Source organism: Bacillus sp. S10(2024), from assembly GCF_050473865.1.
Taxonomy (GTDB): Bacteria; Bacillota; Bacilli; order Bacillales; family Bacillaceae_G; genus Bacillus_A.
Genome location: NZ_JBFLUR010000002.1, coordinates 1,262,361 through 1,279,331 on the forward strand (window position 1 = coordinate 1,262,361; position 16,971 = coordinate 1,279,331).

General features: G+C 36.0%; 17 protein-coding genes, 2 pseudogenes and 1 other annotated feature (1 of these 20 cut by a window edge). Of the genes and pseudogenes, 3 read left to right on the forward strand and 16 right to left on the reverse strand.

Going from position 1 to position 16,971, the window contains the following annotated elements; translation table 11 throughout:
- Window positions 1-5: 5 nt before the first annotated feature.
- The 3 genes from AB1280_RS06520 to AB1280_RS06530 all read right to left on the reverse strand — a co-directional run bounded on the left by AB1280_RS06520 (window position 6) and on the right by AB1280_RS06530 (window position 3,080).
- Window positions 6-452: an NUDIX domain-containing protein gene (locus AB1280_RS06520; protein ID WP_429755279.1), complete on the reverse strand. Its 447-nt coding sequence runs from the start codon at window positions 450-452 to the stop codon at window positions 6-8.
- 436 nt (window positions 453-888) lie between these two features.
- Window positions 889-1,959, reverse strand: coding sequence for a CHAP domain-containing protein (locus tag AB1280_RS06525; RefSeq protein ID WP_429755280.1), 1,071 nt, complete (start codon window positions 1,957-1,959; stop codon window positions 889-891).
- 272 nt (window positions 1,960-2,231) lie between these two features.
- Window positions 2,232-3,080: a patatin-like phospholipase family protein gene (locus AB1280_RS06530; RefSeq protein WP_429755281.1), complete on the reverse strand. Its 849-nt coding sequence runs from the start codon at window positions 3,078-3,080 to the stop codon at window positions 2,232-2,234.
- A gap of 197 nt (window positions 3,081-3,277) precedes the next feature.
- On the opposite strand from AB1280_RS06530, the gene AB1280_RS06535 reads away from it, so the two are divergent.
- A complete protein-coding gene (locus tag AB1280_RS06535; RefSeq protein ID WP_429755282.1) occupies window positions 3,278-3,655 on the forward strand; it encodes a PH domain-containing protein in 378 nt (125 codons plus the stop codon).
- A 155-nt stretch (window positions 3,656-3,810) separates the two neighbouring features.
- On the opposite strand, the gene AB1280_RS06540 is transcribed toward AB1280_RS06535, so the two are convergent.
- On the reverse strand, window positions 3,811-5,478 hold the full coding sequence (locus tag AB1280_RS06540) for a ribonuclease J (RefSeq protein ID WP_429757293.1): 1,668 nt from the start codon (window positions 5,476-5,478) through the stop codon (window positions 3,811-3,813).
- Window positions 5,479-5,791: 313 nt separating this feature from the next.
- Here AB1280_RS06540 and AB1280_RS06545 point away from each other — a divergent pair, with 313 nt between their 5' ends.
- On the forward strand, window positions 5,792-6,985 hold the full coding sequence (locus AB1280_RS06545) for an MFS transporter (RefSeq protein WP_429757294.1): 1,194 nt from the start codon (window positions 5,792-5,794) through the stop codon (window positions 6,983-6,985).
- 66 nt (window positions 6,986-7,051) lie between these two features.
- On the opposite strand, the gene AB1280_RS06550 is transcribed toward AB1280_RS06545, so the two are convergent.
- The 6 genes from AB1280_RS06550 to AB1280_RS06575 form a co-directional block, all read right to left on the reverse strand.
- Window positions 7,052-7,921, reverse strand: coding sequence for a pentapeptide repeat-containing protein (locus AB1280_RS06550; RefSeq protein ID WP_429755283.1), 870 nt, complete (start codon window positions 7,919-7,921; stop codon window positions 7,052-7,054).
- A 61-nt stretch (window positions 7,922-7,982) separates the two neighbouring features.
- On the reverse strand, window positions 7,983-8,504 hold the full coding sequence (locus tag AB1280_RS06555; protein ID WP_429757295.1) for a YfiT family bacillithiol transferase: 522 nt from the start codon (window positions 8,502-8,504) through the stop codon (window positions 7,983-7,985).
- 22 nt (window positions 8,505-8,526) lie between these two features.
- Window positions 8,527-9,027 carry a GNAT family N-acetyltransferase gene (locus AB1280_RS06560; RefSeq protein WP_429755284.1) on the reverse strand — a complete coding sequence of 167 codons (501 nt, stop codon included), beginning with the start codon at window positions 9,025-9,027 and terminating at the stop codon, window positions 8,527-8,529.
- A 77-nt stretch (window positions 9,028-9,104) separates the two neighbouring features.
- Window positions 9,105-10,424, reverse strand: coding sequence for an NAD(P)/FAD-dependent oxidoreductase (locus AB1280_RS06565; RefSeq protein ID WP_429755285.1), 1,320 nt, complete (start codon window positions 10,422-10,424; stop codon window positions 9,105-9,107).
- 116 nt (window positions 10,425-10,540) lie between these two features.
- Window positions 10,541-10,705, reverse strand: a complete 165-nt coding sequence (locus AB1280_RS06570; RefSeq protein WP_170857705.1) for a hypothetical protein — start codon at window positions 10,703-10,705, stop codon at window positions 10,541-10,543.
- 12 nt (window positions 10,706-10,717) lie between these two features.
- Window positions 10,718-11,497, reverse strand: coding sequence for an undecaprenyl-diphosphate phosphatase (locus tag AB1280_RS06575; RefSeq protein ID WP_429755286.1), 780 nt, complete (start codon window positions 11,495-11,497; stop codon window positions 10,718-10,720).
- Window positions 11,498-11,695: 198 nt separating this feature from the next.
- Here AB1280_RS06575 and AB1280_RS06580 point away from each other — a divergent pair, with 198 nt between their 5' ends.
- A complete protein-coding gene (locus AB1280_RS06580; protein ID WP_429755287.1) occupies window positions 11,696-12,106 on the forward strand; it encodes a VOC family protein in 411 nt (136 codons plus the stop codon).
- Window positions 12,107-12,314: 208 nt separating this feature from the next.
- Here the strand turns inward: AB1280_RS06580 and AB1280_RS06585 are convergent.
- The 6 genes and pseudogenes from AB1280_RS06585 to proB form a co-directional block, all read right to left on the reverse strand.
- Window positions 12,315-12,596 (reverse strand): annotated as a pseudogene (locus AB1280_RS06585) (HAD family hydrolase); the annotation flags it as partial.
- A 131-nt stretch (window positions 12,597-12,727) separates the two neighbouring features.
- On the reverse strand, window positions 12,728-13,102 hold the full coding sequence (locus tag AB1280_RS06590; protein ID WP_272187826.1) for a nucleotide excision repair endonuclease: 375 nt from the start codon (window positions 13,100-13,102) through the stop codon (window positions 12,728-12,730).
- A 369-nt stretch (window positions 13,103-13,471) separates the two neighbouring features.
- Window positions 13,472-13,597 (reverse strand): hypothetical protein, encoded by a 126-nt coding sequence (locus tag AB1280_RS06595; protein WP_429755288.1) that lies wholly within the window; start codon window positions 13,595-13,597, stop codon window positions 13,472-13,474.
- A 357-nt stretch (window positions 13,598-13,954) separates the two neighbouring features.
- Window positions 13,955-14,149: pseudogene (locus AB1280_RS06600) on the reverse strand (glutamine amidotransferase); the annotation flags it as partial.
- A 32-nt stretch (window positions 14,150-14,181) separates the two neighbouring features.
- Window positions 14,182-15,429, reverse strand: a complete 1,248-nt coding sequence (locus AB1280_RS06605; protein ID WP_429755289.1) for a glutamate-5-semialdehyde dehydrogenase — start codon at window positions 15,427-15,429, stop codon at window positions 14,182-14,184.
- A 174-nt stretch (window positions 15,430-15,603) separates the two neighbouring features.
- Window positions 15,604-16,707, reverse strand: coding sequence for a glutamate 5-kinase (gene proB, locus AB1280_RS06610; RefSeq protein ID WP_272187829.1), 1,104 nt, complete (start codon window positions 16,705-16,707; stop codon window positions 15,604-15,606).
- Window positions 16,708-16,877: 170 nt separating this feature from the next.
- Window positions 16,878-16,971, reverse strand: a binding site (T-box leader) (it continues 117 nt past the right edge of the window).

Below are 16,971 nucleotides of genomic sequence, written 5' to 3' on the forward strand. Positions count from 1 at the left end.
AAAAGTTAAAGTGTACTAACCCAACATGTTTCAATATCATGTTCTTGAATTTTTTTCATTAGTATTTGTATAGCACTACCTGGCATCACCTTATGACTTTTTAAATTTTCTTCAGTAGGTACAATCCAATAAAAATCCAGATGAGATTCTCTAGACTTTGGAGATGTTTCCACTTTTAATTGATCGCTATTCACTTTGAAGACATGGTTAATTTCATAGTGCAATGTATCTCCGTCCCTCCACTGATTTTCAATTACACCGAGAAACTTTTCAATTGAGCAAGCTGCACCTAGTTCTTCTTCCCATTCTCGTCTAAGTGCATTTTCGACTGATTCACCTAATGCAATATGTCCTCCTGGCAAAAAACAATGATGCCCTTTATAATGCGCTACCAAAAGCTGTCCATCTTTTATAAGTATTCCCCTTACAATGTGGTGGAATTGACTTCTCATATTCTTGTCCTCCTTATTTACTAATCAGATATTAAATTCTAATATGAGAAGTGAAATTCCTTTTCTGGATGAATATAGTGCTCAGAGATAATAAAATTGTTTCTTTTTTGAAAGCGAATATGTACACATAGCCTCTTTTTTAAATTGTTTAGTTTAGCCAGTATAGAGGTAGCGTTAGGAAAATGCGGATTTACAACGTTAAGCAATAGATACTACCATCTATTTGACATAAGACCCACGCTAAGCTATTTTTTAGCGGTTAAAAACCCTGATTTTTCTACAGTAAGCAGAAGAAACAGGGTTATATATTTCCTTCCTCTTGTTTTTGGATATTGCTTTTTTAAAATAATGAAATGTTTTTCTAGCGCTCGTTAGTTTAACAAGAAGGGAGAAATATCAAACTTAAATATTAATTGAAACTCTCGGTACACAGTATTTATATGATAGGATTATAGTCACCATCGAATTGAAATTCGTATTCATTGTCGATTCGAATATAGCCTAGAATGTTGCGTTCCCTACACCTACAAAAAACGCTTGAATAGTTCTCATTATCTTTGTTCCCTTCTGCGACAAGAATTTCTTGGTTTTCGCAGTCAAGGACAATTCCAATATGGTCGTGAGAATTATTTGATAAAAGTTTTTCATAAATAACTATATCGCCGCGTTGTGGTCTAAAGTTCTGGTCATCATAATAAAAAAATCCAGTTTCGGGTAGTTGAGCCCACTCAAATATAGCACCTACACCAGCTAGTCGATGATTACCGTTTGGATAACGTATCGGCAGCAAGATTCCTGCCTGCATACAGCAATGGTATACGAATGCTGCACACCAATTCCCTTGGAGTACTTTATATATATGGGGATCAGGCCAATAATGGCAAATTTCCGTATACAGTTTATCTTCTGGAATTCCAATAATGTTTTGACTTGCTAGTTTTTCTGAAATATCGGCCAACAAGCTTCGTTTATCTTTTTCGTTTTTTGTAATCTTTTCATGATGATTGGTTAGAACTACTTCTTCAAATTGGTCTTTTGGAATGGATAATTCGCCAAATACATTATGAAATCTTTGAACATCAATATGGGATACGGTGTGATCCAAGTTCTGAAAGAAACTATTAAGCATAATAGCATCTTTGATTAATTCATCGTATGGACCGTGGACTTTCCCACGCTGATTCTGGTAGAATATTGCCCGAAGAATGATAAGCTGTTCATCCTTAGAAAAAATATTTAAATCTCTTATGATAGGTCTAATGGTTTCAGCACTATTAATACCAGGAAAATAAATAATACCAGTTTTATAGAAATAATAGTTGTGAAGCAAACCTGTGATAGCCGCAATTTCTGTCTCTAATCCTCTCTTCATTGCAAGCATCGAAGCGAAAGATGATACTCCATTAAGTTGAGCATAAGCTTCTTGTCTGTTAACTAAGCTGTCCAAATCAAATATTTCATTAACAAGTACACGAATACTTTCAAGCCTGTTTCTTGAACTATTCACAGATTATCTCACTTCCTATCCCACTTTATTTTCTTGACTAAACTTGAGCTTTGGTTTAGATACAATTTTTTACAATCTCACATTAATTTTAGCATCCCATCCATTTTTGTTTTGCCTAATAGGGATCACTATATCATTCTAGGAAAATTATACGCTCATGCCATCTTTTTAAAAGGACTTTATTATTTTTTTAAACACATTTATTTTGTTTTGTAAAAATACGGTAAATGAAATTTGAGTGGGCAATATTGTGCAATTGACTCATCCATATCTTACTTTAACCATTCTTTCAACTGCTCAAATTGATTCTTCGCATCGTTATAGCCAAGTTCATATAAATGAACCAATCTTTCTTGATTACGTTCCAATCCACTTACAGGTAATTGAACACTTGGTTGAATGACATAGAAATTCTCTTTTTGTTCTTCTGAATAGAGATGCGATATAGTATTGTTATATATTTCAGAATGCTGAGTAAGACGATCTGCCACATTTGGATAATGTCGATATAACCATTTTGCAATGAAAGCAACCTTATTAGGCTCTTTTTTATATCCCGCTGGCTTTGTCATAATGACAACATTTTTTTGATATCCATCGGCCTGTGCTTTCTGAATCGGAATTGGAGCAGTTATTCCTCCATCAAGTAGCCTTTTATCATCATATTCCACTACTGGTGCAATAAATGGTACAGAGCTTGATGCACGGATAATTTTTAAAATATTATCTCCATGTTTATGCTTATTGTAATATATAGCTTCACCTGTTTCACAATCCGTTGTACCAATAACAAACTGTTCTGCTCCCTCTTGGAATGTTTGAAAGTCAAATGGTACAAGTTTATTCGGCACCTCATCAAATAGAAAATCCATGCCAAACAATTCACGTTTTCGTAAAAAATTTCGAAATGAAATGTAACGCGGATCACTTACAAGTTCTGTATTTACTTTCTTATTTCGTCCTTTTTGACGAGACAAATACGTAGCAGCCATACAAGCTCCTGCTGAAACACCTATTACATATGGAAAATACAAATTTTGTTCCATAAAAAATTCTAATACACCTGCTGTATATAGCCCCTTCATTCCTCCGCCTTCTAAAACTAATCCAATATTATTCATCAATTGTCCCTCTATCATAAGTTCATTTTGTATAAAAAAATTCTTACACAAATATATTAGCACAAGATATTATGATTAAGTATTAAATTATTTCATTGCAATTACAATATAATTCTTATCCCTAAAAGTAAGAATCTTCTTTTCGTTACATGTTACAATAAAGGAGGTTTATTCTATACATAAAGGAGGTATTCATAATGGGTTTATTTAGTGGTTTTTTAGGAAATGCATCTGATGCAGATATAAGTGGGGTAGAACGTGATTTACAAGCAATTATGCTCGATGATGAACAAGTAGAACACGCTTATAAGTTAATTCGCGATTTAATCGTATTTACAAATCGTCGTATGATTTTAGTGGATAAGCAAGGTTTGACTGGTAAAAAGACGGAATTTCATTCTATTCCATATAAAAGTATTACACAATTTAGCATCGAAACAGCTGGACATTTTGACTTAGATGCTGAATTAAAAATTTGGATATCAAGTATGCATGCTCCGATTACAAAAGAATTTAGAAAAGATGATAGTATTTATAGCATTCAAAAGGCGCTCGTAGCATATACAACAAAGTAACAATTGTGTATTTTTATACAAAACAAAAAGTATTAACCCGTTATTTTTGGAACAACATACAATATATTTGTTTAAAAATACAAAAACAGACTTTTCTATGATAGTCTGTTTTTGTATTTCATCATCTTAATCTATCCCTTCACTACTTACTTCGCCTAAACTTCAATGATTATAGGAAGAATCATTGGTTTTCTTTTTGTCTGTTCGTATAAAAATTGCCCAAGTGTTTCTCTTATATGCTTTTTTAAAACATTCCAATTGTTAACGTCCTTCTTTTGTAAATTGTGAATGGTTGTTGTAACTAATTGATTAATTTTCTTCATGAAGTCTTCCGAATCACGCACATATACAAATCCACGCGAAATGATATCTGGACCAGAAATCATTTTCCCTTCTTGTTTACTAAGAGTGATGACTATAACAAGCATACCATCCTCAGCAAGCTGTTTGCGGTCACGTAAAATAATATTTCCGACATCTCCAATACCTAATCCATCTACATATACATTTCCTGCAGGTATTCGTCTTGTTTGATAAGCCACTTGATTTCTTATATCAACAACGTCCCCATTATTAGCAACAAAAATATTATCTTTCTTCACACCAACTGATTCTGCTAAAAGGCGATGATGATGTAACATTCTAAATTCTCCATGAATCGGAATGAAATATTTTGGCTTCATTAAAGTAAGCATTAACTTTAGTTCTTCTTGATAAGCATGTCCAGAAACGTGCATCCCTGTTGAACTCCCTGATCCATAAATCACATTAGCCCCTAATAAAAATAAGTTGTCTACAATTCGTGAAACATTTCGTTCATTCCCTGGTATAGGGGTAGCAGCAATAATAACAGTATCTTCAGGAAGGATATCTACCTGTCTATAGCTTCCACTAGCCAAACGAGCTAAAGCAGCCATCGGCTCACCTTGGCTACCTGTACAAAGAATCGCTACCTTTTCTGGCTCCATTTGATTGATTTCATGTGCTTCAATCAGCATTCCCTCTGGAATATTCAAATATCCCTTCTCTAATGCAACTGTTACGACGTTTATCATACTCCTTCCGAGTAAAGCGAGTTTTCGATTTGTTTTAATAGCAGCATCCACCACTTGCTGTACGCGATTCACATTAGAAGCAAAGGTAGAAAGTATAACTTTTCTATGAGCTTTGAAAAATGCTTCTTCAATATGTTCACCTACCAATCGTTCTGATGGCGTAAATCCAGAGCGTTCTGCATTTGTGCTTTCAGAGAGTAAAGCTAAAACACCGCCTTCTCCAATTTTAGCCATTTTATGAATATCAGGATATTGATTGTTGATAGGAGTCAAATCAAATTTGAAGTCCCCCGTATGCACTACTGTACCTTCAGGCGTATGAAAAGCAATGCCAAGACAATCGGGAATGCTGTGATTCGTTTTGAAAAAAGTAAGACTTATTTGCCCAAGTTCAATTAACGATTCAGAATCAATCACAAATAAATCTGTTACATTTTGCAGCCTATGTTCTTTTAATTTAACTTCAATCAAGCCTAGAGTTAAACGCGTTGCATAAATTGGCACATTCAATTGTTTTAAAAGATATGGAATACCACCAATATGATCTTCGTGTCCATGGGTTACGACTAATGCTCGGACTTTATCTTTATTTTCTTGCAAGTATGTAATATCAGGGATAATTAAATCAATTCCTAATAAGCTTTCATCAGGGAACTTGGAGCCACAATCAATTATGACGATATCATCTGCGTATTGTATGACATACATATTTTTTCCTATTTCATTTACACCACCTAAAGCAAAAATAGATAGTGTATTTTTCGCCATTTCCAAAATCAAAACCCTCCTTCTACACGTTATAAAAAAATACGGATTTTCTTCTTATGATTAACCTATCTAAGTAAATGTTATTCTAATTTACAGTAAAACATTTACTTTTCTTTTAGGAATTAATCAGATGGTTGTTTGAACAAGCTTACATAATGAGTCTTTATTTCAATTGCAATTTGCATACAGATTTAATAATAAGTAAATAATTTTAATTAAATCGAATACTTCATTTTTGCGGCATATGGGTAGATTTTTAAAGACTAGAAGCTAATACCATATACATTTGATTAAGGAGTGAGTAATTATAAATATAGATAGAAAAGACAAATGGAGTTTATGGGCACTTTCATCTGTACCATTAGTTATGACGCTCGGAAACTCCATGTTGATTCCAGTCCTTCCGTTAATCGAAAAAAAATTGAATATTACTGACTTACAAGTTTCTCTTATTATTACAATTTATTCAATCGTCGCTATTTTATTGATTCCTGTAGCTGGATATTTATCAGATAAATGGGGAAGAAAAAAAGTAATCATTCCTAGCCTATTCATAGCAGCTATTGGGGGAGCAGTTACTGGTTGGGTATCATGGAAACTAGACAATCCTTATACGTGGATTTTAATCGGAAGAATCATTCAAGGAATTGGATCGGCCGGTGCGATGCCTGTAATTATCCCTTGTGTAGGTGATATGTTTCAAGATGAAGAGCAAGTCAGTTCTGGTCTAGGACTCGTAGAAACATCTAATACATTAGGAAAAGTTTTAAGCCCGATTTTAGGTTCTTTATTAGCTTCAATTGTCTGGTTTTTGCCTTTTTGGTTTATCCCTATTTTGTGCATAGTTTCAATTGTTTTAATTATATTTCTTGTTAAACCACCAAAACACACTAAGGAAGCACCTTCGTTAAAAGTCTTCCTGCAAAATGTAAAAAACATCTTAGTGGAAAAAGGGCGTTGGCTTCTTCCTATTTTCTTGCTAGGTGGAATCATTATGTTTATTTTATTCGGTATTCTTTTTTATTTGTCCTCAATTTTAGAAAAACGATATCACTTAGAAGGTGTTTGGAAAGGCCTTGTACTAGCAATCCCTTTAGCTTCTCTCTCCCTTACTTCTTATATAACTGGAAAGAAGATTGGAGATAAAAAGGGAGTTATGAAATGGTGTATATGTATTGGGTTTCTCTTATTAGGAATAACGTTAACGATTCCGATATTCTTTAAAAATATTTATATTATTATCATTAGTCTTGTGATAAGTGGAATTGGAATCGGAGTGGCTCTTCCAAGCTTAGATGCTTTAGTAACGGAAGGTGTACAAAAAGAACAAAGGGGATCTATCACATCTCTTTATAGCTCTATGCGTTTTGTAGGTGTAGCAGCTGGTCCGCCTTTATTTGCTTTGTTAATGAAGGGACCGGATAATTATATCTTTTATCTTTCTATTTCTCTTGCTCTCTTAGGAGCTATATTGGCTCTTAAATTTATTAAACCGGAACATAATTAAATCAGCAAGGTTCCGCTATGAAACGGAACCTTGCTGATTAATACCCACTTTATTCATAAAATTCTTTTAAGCAGACCAATGTGCCGGACGAGAAAGTGAATGAGGTAATTTTGTACGAGTATCGCCCTTCGCCGAGTTCACTTGCACTTGAGTAAGAAAGATACTATTTGTGAGATTTGCTCCACTAAGATCAGCATCTCGTAAATCTGCACCGATTAAATCAGCATCGCGCAAATCAGCATCGCGAAGGTTAGCTGCGATTAAGTATGCTCCTCTTAAATTAGCCCCTTTAAGATCCGCGCTTTTAAGATTTGCCCCCATCAGATTAGCACTTCGATGGTTGATTCTCTTTCTTTTTTTGCTCCCCTTGCTTTGACGACTTGATTCTATCCACACAAGTTCACTTGTCTTTAAAAGTAAATCATTTACATTTGCTCGGTGTGATGGAACGTCTAGTTCTAAAAGTAAATCAGGACTAAGTTGCGAAAGTCGTTCCATTTCTTCAAGTGCACGTCTCAGTTCACTGCGAATCGGATGAGTCGCTTTCAACGTCAAGGCTTCCGTCAAATACGAGAGCATCTCATGAAGTTGCTGCATAATAGGGAACACATCAAACATTTTCTTAGCTGTTTCTGGTTTTTTTTTCCAACCAATACCCCCAAAAGTCACTTGCGAAACCTTTTGGCCTGCACCAAAGCATTCAAAAACAGTACACCCCTTAAACCCTTGCTGTCTAAGATTTTTATGAATACTGCACCGAAAATCTGATTGGAGATTTTTGCATGGTGTTCCACCGTCTTTATTAATTGCAAAATCTGCAGAAGCTGCAAAAGGCAGTGCAACACAACATAAGCCGAAGCATTTCTCGCAATCAGCGCGTAGACTATTAAAACTAGTATCAAATTTTACATTAAGATCATTTTGTTGTTCAAACAATTCGTGCATCTCCCTTGTTTCTATGTTCCTTACATGAATGAATATATAATCTCTAAAACTATTACCATCCTAATCGATTGCAAAGAGAAGTAATGTGTGCTGTATGATGACGACCGTGCCATGCATACAGTCCAATTGTTATACCTAGTTTATTAGCCCCTGTTTCCGGATGGTGAAATGTCTTTTCAAAATCAGTAGTTTTCATTGATTTCAGCAAAGTAACCCATCTCTTATGTAATGATTCTAAAAGCGCTAAAGATACTTCTATAGGAAGTTCGGAATCAGGTAGATCTGCCCATTTCCCTTCCATATATGGTTTAATCGTTGGATTATTTTCTGTCAGCGCTAATTTAAAACGAATATAGCTATTCATATGACTATCTGCAATATGATGAACAACTTGGCGTACTGTCCATCCACCAGGACGATACGGTGTATCAAGCTGCGTTGCATCTAAGTCTTTTATCGCTTGTGTTAACTCAGTAGGAAGGTTTTCAATTTGCTGTATCCAATTTTCAATTGTTCCTTGTGTTAACGTTTCTTGATAAGTGAAATGACCGATTGGAAAACGTAAGTCCATAATTGTATTGCTCTCCTTTTTTGTTTTAATTAGTTTGTTTCCAAACATAATAGATAAAATCAGTATGATGTGCGTTTTCATCAATTGAAATACGTGAAAAATCGCTCTTCTCTAATACTTTTTGAGAAGCGATATTATCAGTTGTTGTTTTCGCATGAATTTCTGTAACGTGATAATTTGCAGCTTCATCTACAAGGAGTGTTACACCTTTAGTGGCAACACCTCTTCCGGCATATTTTTCTCCTATTCTATATCCAAGATACCCCAATTCTTTCTTTTTCTCAATGTCTACTAAATTAATTCGTCCAACAATTGTTCCCACATGATTTCTTATGAGATGAAAATATGAAATGCCTTCAAATTGCTCTTGTAATAATTCATAAAATATCTTTTGAAATGTTTCAAATGTATAGTAATCCTCACTGCGACTGGGCACCGTCTTTTCGAAGAAAGTCCTATTACTACATTCAAAAGCAAACAGTTCCTCTGCATCCTGTTCTTTTAACTTTTCTATATAAAGTTCCATCCGCTAATCATTCCTTTTCGAAATCTATCAACTATATACAATTTGCTATTTTGTCATGAAATCCTGCTGGGGAAAGACTATTTTCTTCGGCTCGTAAATACAGCAAACAATACTTTTGGATGAAACAGGTGTAAGGGGCCACGTATGAGATTCATAACTCGAACTAAACGAATATAAACTTCTGAATTGCTTGCGGAAAGTTGATATATTTTTTTCGTATACCACTGTTGAAAAGGCTGCATAAAAGGTTTACTTCCTTTAATCTTTGGATGACGAAATGATTCCGTAGTAGTCATATCCCATGGCGTTGCAATAACCTTGGCTATTCGCTTATAAAATTTTCTAGTAAATCCTTTTTCTAGCGTACTTCCGTGCTGCAGGCATCGCTGTAATTCTTCTGCTTCCATTGCCGCGACTGAAATTCCTTGTCCAAACACAGGGTCAAAACGGCAATGAGCATCCCCAATGACTAAGAAACCTTTAGGAATATTTCTCGCTAAGTCAAAACGTCGCCGCACTTGGCAAGGAATCTTATGTATTTTTATATCTGTAATCGATTCTGCTTGCGTAAGAAAGCCAAGTACATCTGGAATAGGTAATTTATGTGCAAAGATAAGAAATTCTTTATCAGTTTGTGGTGCAGGCTCATTGGCGTAACCACTAAGCGTAACTAAATAGCGATTATCTTCAATGATTTGAATAAATGCACCATAAGGGTTTTCTGGAAAACTAGGGGAAACAAGTAAATTACACCAGTCCGGACGTTCTTTCTGTTTTAAACAAACTAATTTCGTTGCATAAAATAACTGGATCCATACTTTTTCTTCTTTTACTTCGATACCATGTGTCTCTAGCCAATCTATACTTTTAGAACCAAATCCGCTTGCATCAACGACTATATTTGCATGAAGTTCCTCTTCTTTTCCTGTTTTCAAACATTGTGTTTTTACTCCGACAATTCCGTTCTGCTGCTGATCTATTAGCAACTGCTTCACCTTTGTTTCATATTTCGTTTTAACATTAGAGACTTGGTTAATCCTTCTTTGTAAATGCCACTCGAGCATCGGCCGACTCTGTTGGACCATCTTTATTTCTCCAACGAAAGGTTGCTTCCATAAACCGAAATGATGCCACTTTAAATCCCTTGTAAAGTTATTTACAATACCTCCATCTTCTATTAATTGCTCCATAATGCCAGGAAATAATTTCTCAATTGCTTCTTCTCCACCTTTTAATAAAACATGAGGATGATAACTTTGTGGAACTCTCTTTCTAGGAGTCTTTTCTGTCCATTCTTCTCCCATTTCTAAAATGATTACTTGTTGAAAAGAATGTGATAAAGCTTTTGCAGCAAGTTTTCCAGCAACACTTCCTCCAATTACAATCGCAATCTCCAATACATTACCTCCTAAATGTTATTCACGTAAAAACCTCTTGAACAATACAATTTATGACAAACTAAAAAATCCTGTATCATAACTTTAGTACAAGATTTTGATTTTCAGCGATGATTTCATTCATTTTTATCCTTCATAACAAGGACAGCATGCGTAAATAATCCACAAGCAATCCCGACAAAAATCCCAATGTTAGGCTTTTCTAATAAAGCTCCTCCAGCTAGCCCCAACATAAAAAATCCTCCATAAAATAATCCTACTGCTTGCTCATATTTTTTCATGATCTTCCTCCCTTAAAATACACCAGTAAATTGTAAGGTAAGAATTAAAATGCCAAGGGCCCATACATAATACGCAAACATTTTGAGAGAATGATGTTTTAAATATTGAATCATCCAGGATACTGCAATATATCCAAAGAACGCTGCAGATAGCGTACCGATGATAAGTGCCGTATTAGAGATTGGTTCTGCTTTCCCTTGAAAAACATCAAGTGACTGTAAAATAATCGCTCCAATAATTGCAGGTGTCGATAATAAAAATGAGAAATAAGCGGCTGTTTCCCGGTCTAACTTTCTCCATAAAGCAGCAACAATCGTCATCCCCGACCTTGAAATTGCCGGAAAAATCGCAACCGCTTGAAATGAACCGATAATAAATGCGTCTTTATATGTAATATCGTTCATCTTCTTCTGTCCGCTTTTTTGTTTCTCAGCCATATATAAAAATAAACCTGTCACTAAAAATTCCCATCCAACTGTAATACCCGTTTTTGAAATTTCTTCAAAGAAATCTTTAAACAATAAACCAATTACCACTGCAGGAATTGTTCCGATAATTAATAAATACGTTAACTTTGAGAATGGATTTTTGATTAAATACAGAAATTCTTTTTTATAGTAAATAAAAACTGCTATTAACGTCCCTATATGAAGCATCGTATCTAAAAAAAGACCTGCCTCATCTAAACCAAAAAGATGTCTTCCTAAATACAAATGACCAGTACTGCTAATTGGCAAAAATTCCGTTAATCCTTGAATAATTCCTAAAATAAAGGCTTCTAACCAATTCATGATTGTCTCCTTTCAAGTTTGCTTGTACCAGTATATGTTTGTGTTTTTTTAGTTATGTGAAGTTATTCATTTTTAATAGATTCTCATATTGAATGACAATAAGGTAATAATAATTGACACTAGAGAACCCTTAAAGCTAATATAATACATACACAAGAATGTATGTTCGTCAAAATTTATAAAAGGAGTGATTAGGAAATGGAAAATTCAAATCAAAAAATTACTACGTTTTTAATGTTTCCAGGAACAGCTGAGGAAGCAATGAATCATTACACTTCTATATTTGATCAATCAGAAATCATCAGTATTTCTCGTTACGGAGCGAACGAAGCTGGCAAGGAAGGAACTGTGTTACATGCTATGTTTTCATTAAAAGGACAAGTATTTATGTGTATTGATAATAGTAATAAAGATGTACATAAATTTACCCCCGCTATGTCATTGTTTGTCTCATGTGATACGGAAGAAGAAATTGATCGAGTATTTAATAAGTTATCTCAAGACGGCGCTGTTTTAATGCCACTCACTAATTCTCCATGGAGTGCAAAATTTGCTTGGGTTCAAGATAAATATGGCGTTTCTTGGCAGCTAAATCTTGCGAATAATTAACTTTGCAAATAGGGGTAGTACTAGTGAAGCTGTCACCACCCGTAATAAGGAAATGTCAAAATTATTTCCAACATACATACCCCCGTCCTATTTTGGGTGGGGGTAAAATAAAGTAGTTAAATTTTTTAAGGATGCCCTAGCGATATAGTCATTTTAATATTTTAATTTTCTTCAATAATAGCGCCCGTTAACAGAATAACAAAAGTGCTTAATATGTAAAATAACTTAATAATCTATCAAAAGAATTGATCTCGGCATATGGTTTTATTTCGGTATCATTCTTGATCATATAAGGATTGAACCATATGCCCTTTATATTTGCATTTTGACAACCACCGATATCCTTTTCTATGTCATCTCCAACGAATAATGCTGCTTCCGGTTGCACATTAAGCTTATTTAATGCTAATTCAAATATACGTTTGTCAGGTTTACTAAATCCCGCTTCTTCAGAAATAGTTATTATATCAAAACAACTATTATATAAAGTTCTCTTATATATACAGCGAAAATATATTGATAAAGATAATCTGCGTAACGCTATTGTTGAGATTGTAAATGCTTTTATACGAAATAAAATGACCTCAGCATTATGCCGAGGTCATTTTATTTATAAATTTTTTATTTAAAAAACACTTTATCTACATTATATTTCGCTTGAAGTTCATTAATAATATATGTTTCGTAAATTTCACGTTCCATCGGATCTTCTACGATACATGCATCAATTCGATATACTTCATCTCTGTATGCTTTTACTGGTGAAACATTATCTTCAAAATGTTTTTTAATTCTTTGACGTAATTTACGTGCCTTTCCAACAAACAGAAGATCATCATTTATATCATAAAACATAAAAATGCCGCCTTTATCTCTTGGAATCTGATGGAAATCAATAAATCCATTAATTGGAGTAATTCTCGGTTCATCACCTTTAATTACTTGTTTACGTTGTGTAATCGTAACGTCTGATGTTGGTATCTCAATTTTAATCACTATATGTCACGTCCTTTTTTGTTATAAAGGAAAATAGTATCACAATTATGTAAAAAAAACCATTATAAATTTTGTCTTGGACTAATTAAATAATACAAATAGGCGCTTTCGCGAAATAAAGAAAGCGTCATTTTTATGTAAGAAACATAACACGCCCAAAATAATAAAATTGTACATTTTCACCTGAAGATGCACTTACCTAAATTCTTTTCCCACCTAAAATTGATGTTCTACATCTTCGCATTTTTGAGGAAGGAGTCTTCTGTCGGAAAATGATAAAAAGACCGCCTTATAACGATCTAATTTTAGTATCTCTTAAAAACATCAAGTTAATTTTGAGGGACAGATTTACTGCCCCATATTGTTTACTTATTTTGATTTTTTTTGAGCTCTTAATGCTATTTTTTCAAGTCCATTTTCTCTTGCGAATTCTACATCTGCTTTTTGTAGAGCATTTTTATTATTCTTAAATTGATTATTCTTATTTTTAATCATTATTTCACCACCCTTGTACCCTTGTAGTTTGATTTAATTATTCTTTCAAGGATGCCAATTATAATAAATACGCTATATAAAGATCGCGGAGTAACATTTCTATATTATCGGCACCCACGATTTTAGTTTGCTTTCTTTTTTATAGGCTATGCGATTTGATTTTCTTTTTTAACTAAACTCATCCATTCGCTCAATAAGAAATTGAATACAAAGCGACTAAGAGATTTAGTTACCAGTTCTATTTATAACAACTTCAGTAAATACTTTTAAGTTATATACAAAAACCATGCTTTGATATCGTATAAAGCATGATTTTTATTTAAACGAATATAAAACTGCTAAGTTGATTTTTCTAGCTCATCTATTTATTGAATTCATTAACTGGAAGGAGTATTCATATTTATGAGTCTTATTTAGGTTATACCATGAATGTAATGTATCTGGTGCAGATACATCTAATTTCCTCAGTACTTCTATCGCAAATTCCAGAGGAGCTACTCCTGATACAGTAACCAAATTCTTACCAGATGCCGCAGGTCCCATCTCATAAAATAAAAGGGGCTTTGCATCTGTCCTTCTACTTCTTATCCCCGAATCTGCCCATTCCCACGAATTACATATTTTGTGGAAGTCAATGCAGATAGTCCCATCGGTCCCCGCGCGTGCAGCTTTTGCGTGCTGATGCCGATTTCTGCACCAAATCCAAATTCAAAGCCGTCAGTAAAACGAGTCGAAGCATTATGATAGAGCGCCGCGGCATCGACGGATATGAAAAACTTACTGACGTTTTCCTCGTTCTCTGTTATGATCGCTTCGGAATGCATGGAGCCATACGCATTGATGTGGCGAATTGCTTCTTCAACAGAGGGAACGATTCTGACTGCCAGCGTAAGAGACAAAAACTCTGTTTCCCAGTCTTCTTCTGAAGCGGGTACAAGAGAAGAATCAATTGCCAATGCTTTCTTATCTCCGCGCAGCTCCACCCCTCTTTCCTTCAAGAAAGAAAACAGCTCGGTACCGAATCGCTGCGCCCAATTCTCATGAAGTATAATTGTTTCGATAGCATTGCATACAGACGGACGCTGTGTTTTGGCATTTACGATAATATCGAATGCCATCTGTTTATCCGCTGTTTCATCAATGAAAATGTGACAATTTCCTGCACCTGTTTCCAACACAGGAACAGACGCTTCTCTCACTACAGTATCTATCAACTGCTTGCCACCTCTTGGAATAAGAACATCCAAGTACTCGTTCAATGTAAACAACTGCTTTGCGCTGTCTCGTGAAGTATCTTCAATAAGCTGTACGCTTTCTGGAGGCAAGCTCGTTTGTTTGAGCGCTCGATGAATGACAGCGACGATGGCTTTGTTGGAATAAGCGGCGGAAGAACTACCACGCAAGATCACTGCGTTACCTGTTTTCAAGCAAATTGTGGCTGCATCCACCGTCACGTTCGGCCGCGCCTCATAAATCATTCCGACAACACCAAGCGGCACGCGCATCTCCCGAATAGACAATCCATTCGGCCGTTCCCATGTAGCTACACATTCTCCAACAGGATCGTGCAAATCAATCAGCTGCCGAATACCCTCTGTCATATCAATGATGCGCTGTTCATTCAGCATAAGGCGGTCGAGGAGAGAGGCAGACATTCCTTTCGCTTTACCTTGTTCGATATCCCGTTTATTCTCCTCCAAAATATAGGATGTCTCTACTATCAATTGCTCAGCAACAGCCGCCAGTGCCTTATTTTTCTCATTAGTTGATTTGGCCACAAGCTCTCCCGCAACCTTTTTCGCTTTTTGTCCCTTTGCCAACACTTCATTCATTTTCGTTTCCTCCTTTTAAAAATTAAAAAGTATAAAATTTGAGACGTGGCCAACTAGGCACTACCATCCAGGGATCTCCTGCATAGATACTAGTTGAATTAATCTGACGCTTAGAGCGAGAAAAGACAAGCAGCGTCTTCTAAGACGGAGGAGCCTGTGTTCATTTCTCTATTTTTAAAATGAAACCCAATTATCCCTATGAATGACCTCATAGCTATGCCTTTCACCTCGTGCTTGAATGTCGTGGCTCTGCATACCTTTTAGCTCTCGCAATTCCTCTGCACTATATCTGCACTGTCCTTTCCCTATCACGCGGCCTTGCTGCGTGATAACCTCCACGACTTCGCCGGCTTGAAAGATCCCAAACACATCGGTAACACCGGCAGGCAGAAGACTTTTTCCGCGCTGAATGATGGCAGCGGATGCTCCGGCATCCACTTCGATTTGTCCGCCGACAAGGGAATGTAGCGCGATCCATTGCTTGTTCATCTTGATCACTTTTTGAGGCGCATTGCCGATATACGTTCCATCACCTTTACCCTTCAAAACATCTAAAAACTTCTCCTGTCCACGTCCTGTTCCGATGAATACACTCACACCGAGAGATAGTGCCATCTTCGCCGCATCGATTTTCGATTTCATGCCGCCGGTACCAAGTTTCGAGCCAGCATCTCCAGCAAGAGAGGTAATTTCTTCCGTAATGGCAGGGAGAAAATAATACTTTTTCGCGTCCGGATTTTTCTGGGGATTCCGGTCATACAAACCGTTCACATCCGTAAAAATCATGAGCATATCCGCCGAGACAAGCCCGCTTACTAAAGCTGACAGCATGTCATTATCACCAAACGTCAGCTCCTCCAAAGAAATAGAATCATTTTCATTGATTATAGGAAGAGCAGAGCGGTTTAGTAACTCCGATAAAGTGGCGTAGGCATTACTGTATTGTTCTTTTCTGGAAAAGTCGCTTCTTGTCAGCAAAAGCTGCGCGGTAACAATCCCATATTTGCGGAATTCCTCCGTATACGCCTGCATCAACAAACTTTGTCCGACAGCGGCGGCGGCCTGCTTCCCTTTAATTGTCACGGGACGGCCGGGATACCCGAGAGCGGAAAAGCCTGCGGCGACGGCCCCAGATGTAATCAGCACGATTTCATGTCCTTCCTGCCTCAGCCTTGCCAAGGCGGCAACATGATCTGAAAGCTGTTCGCCAGAGATGCCTCCATGATTTGCTGCCAAGGAACTGCTTCCAATTTTTACGACAATTCGTTGTTTTTTCATTTTTGTACTCCCTAGTCTAAAGTAAAAGTTTTTTGTAAATTGTACTGCTTCTTTTTCGAATGAGAACAAACTATTCTTCTACCATGTGCAATTTGCAGCAAAGAACCCCTCACCAATGATGCCTATCTCGCAATAAAGAGCCAAATAAAAAAGACCGCTCCGTCCTTAATAAAAAGGACGAAACGATCTTTGTTCCGCGGTACCACCTTCATTGATATAAATCTATATCCGCTTGTCGCCTGTAACGCAGGCATACGCCTAAAC

Coding starts and splice junctions, on each gene's coding strand:
- AB1280_RS06570 (WP_170857705.1), bottom strand. CDS start 10,705: ATGAAAAAATATGAGCAAGCAGTAGGATTATTTTATGGAGGATTTTTT.
- AB1280_RS06605 (WP_429755289.1), bottom strand. CDS start 15,429: ATGAATGAAGTGTTGGCAAAGGGACAAAAAGCGAAAAAGGTTGCGGGA.
- AB1280_RS06560 (WP_429755284.1), bottom strand. CDS start 9,027: ATGGAACTTTATATAGAAAAGTTAAAAGAACAGGATGCAGAGGAACTG.
- AB1280_RS06540 (WP_429757293.1), bottom strand. CDS start 5,478: ATGGCGAAAAATACACTATCTATTTTTGCTTTAGGTGGTGTAAATGAA.
- AB1280_RS06595 (WP_429755288.1), bottom strand. CDS start 13,597: ATGATTAAAAATAAGAATAATCAATTTAAGAATAATAAAAATGCTCTA.
- AB1280_RS06575 (WP_429755286.1), bottom strand. CDS start 11,497: ATGAATTGGTTAGAAGCCTTTATTTTAGGAATTATTCAAGGATTAACG.
- AB1280_RS06580 (WP_429755287.1), top strand. CDS start 11,696: ATGGAAAATTCAAATCAAAAAATTACTACGTTTTTAATGTTTCCAGGA.
- AB1280_RS06520 (WP_429755279.1), bottom strand. CDS start 452: ATGAGAAGTCAATTCCACCACATTGTAAGGGGAATACTTATAAAAGAT.
- proB (WP_272187829.1), bottom strand. CDS start 16,707: ATGAAAAAACAACGAATTGTCGTAAAAATTGGAAGCAGTTCCTTGGCA.
- AB1280_RS06535 (WP_429755282.1), top strand. CDS start 3,278: ATGGGTTTATTTAGTGGTTTTTTAGGAAATGCATCTGATGCAGATATA.
- AB1280_RS06530 (WP_429755281.1), bottom strand. CDS start 3,080: ATGAATAATATTGGATTAGTTTTAGAAGGCGGAGGAATGAAGGGGCTA.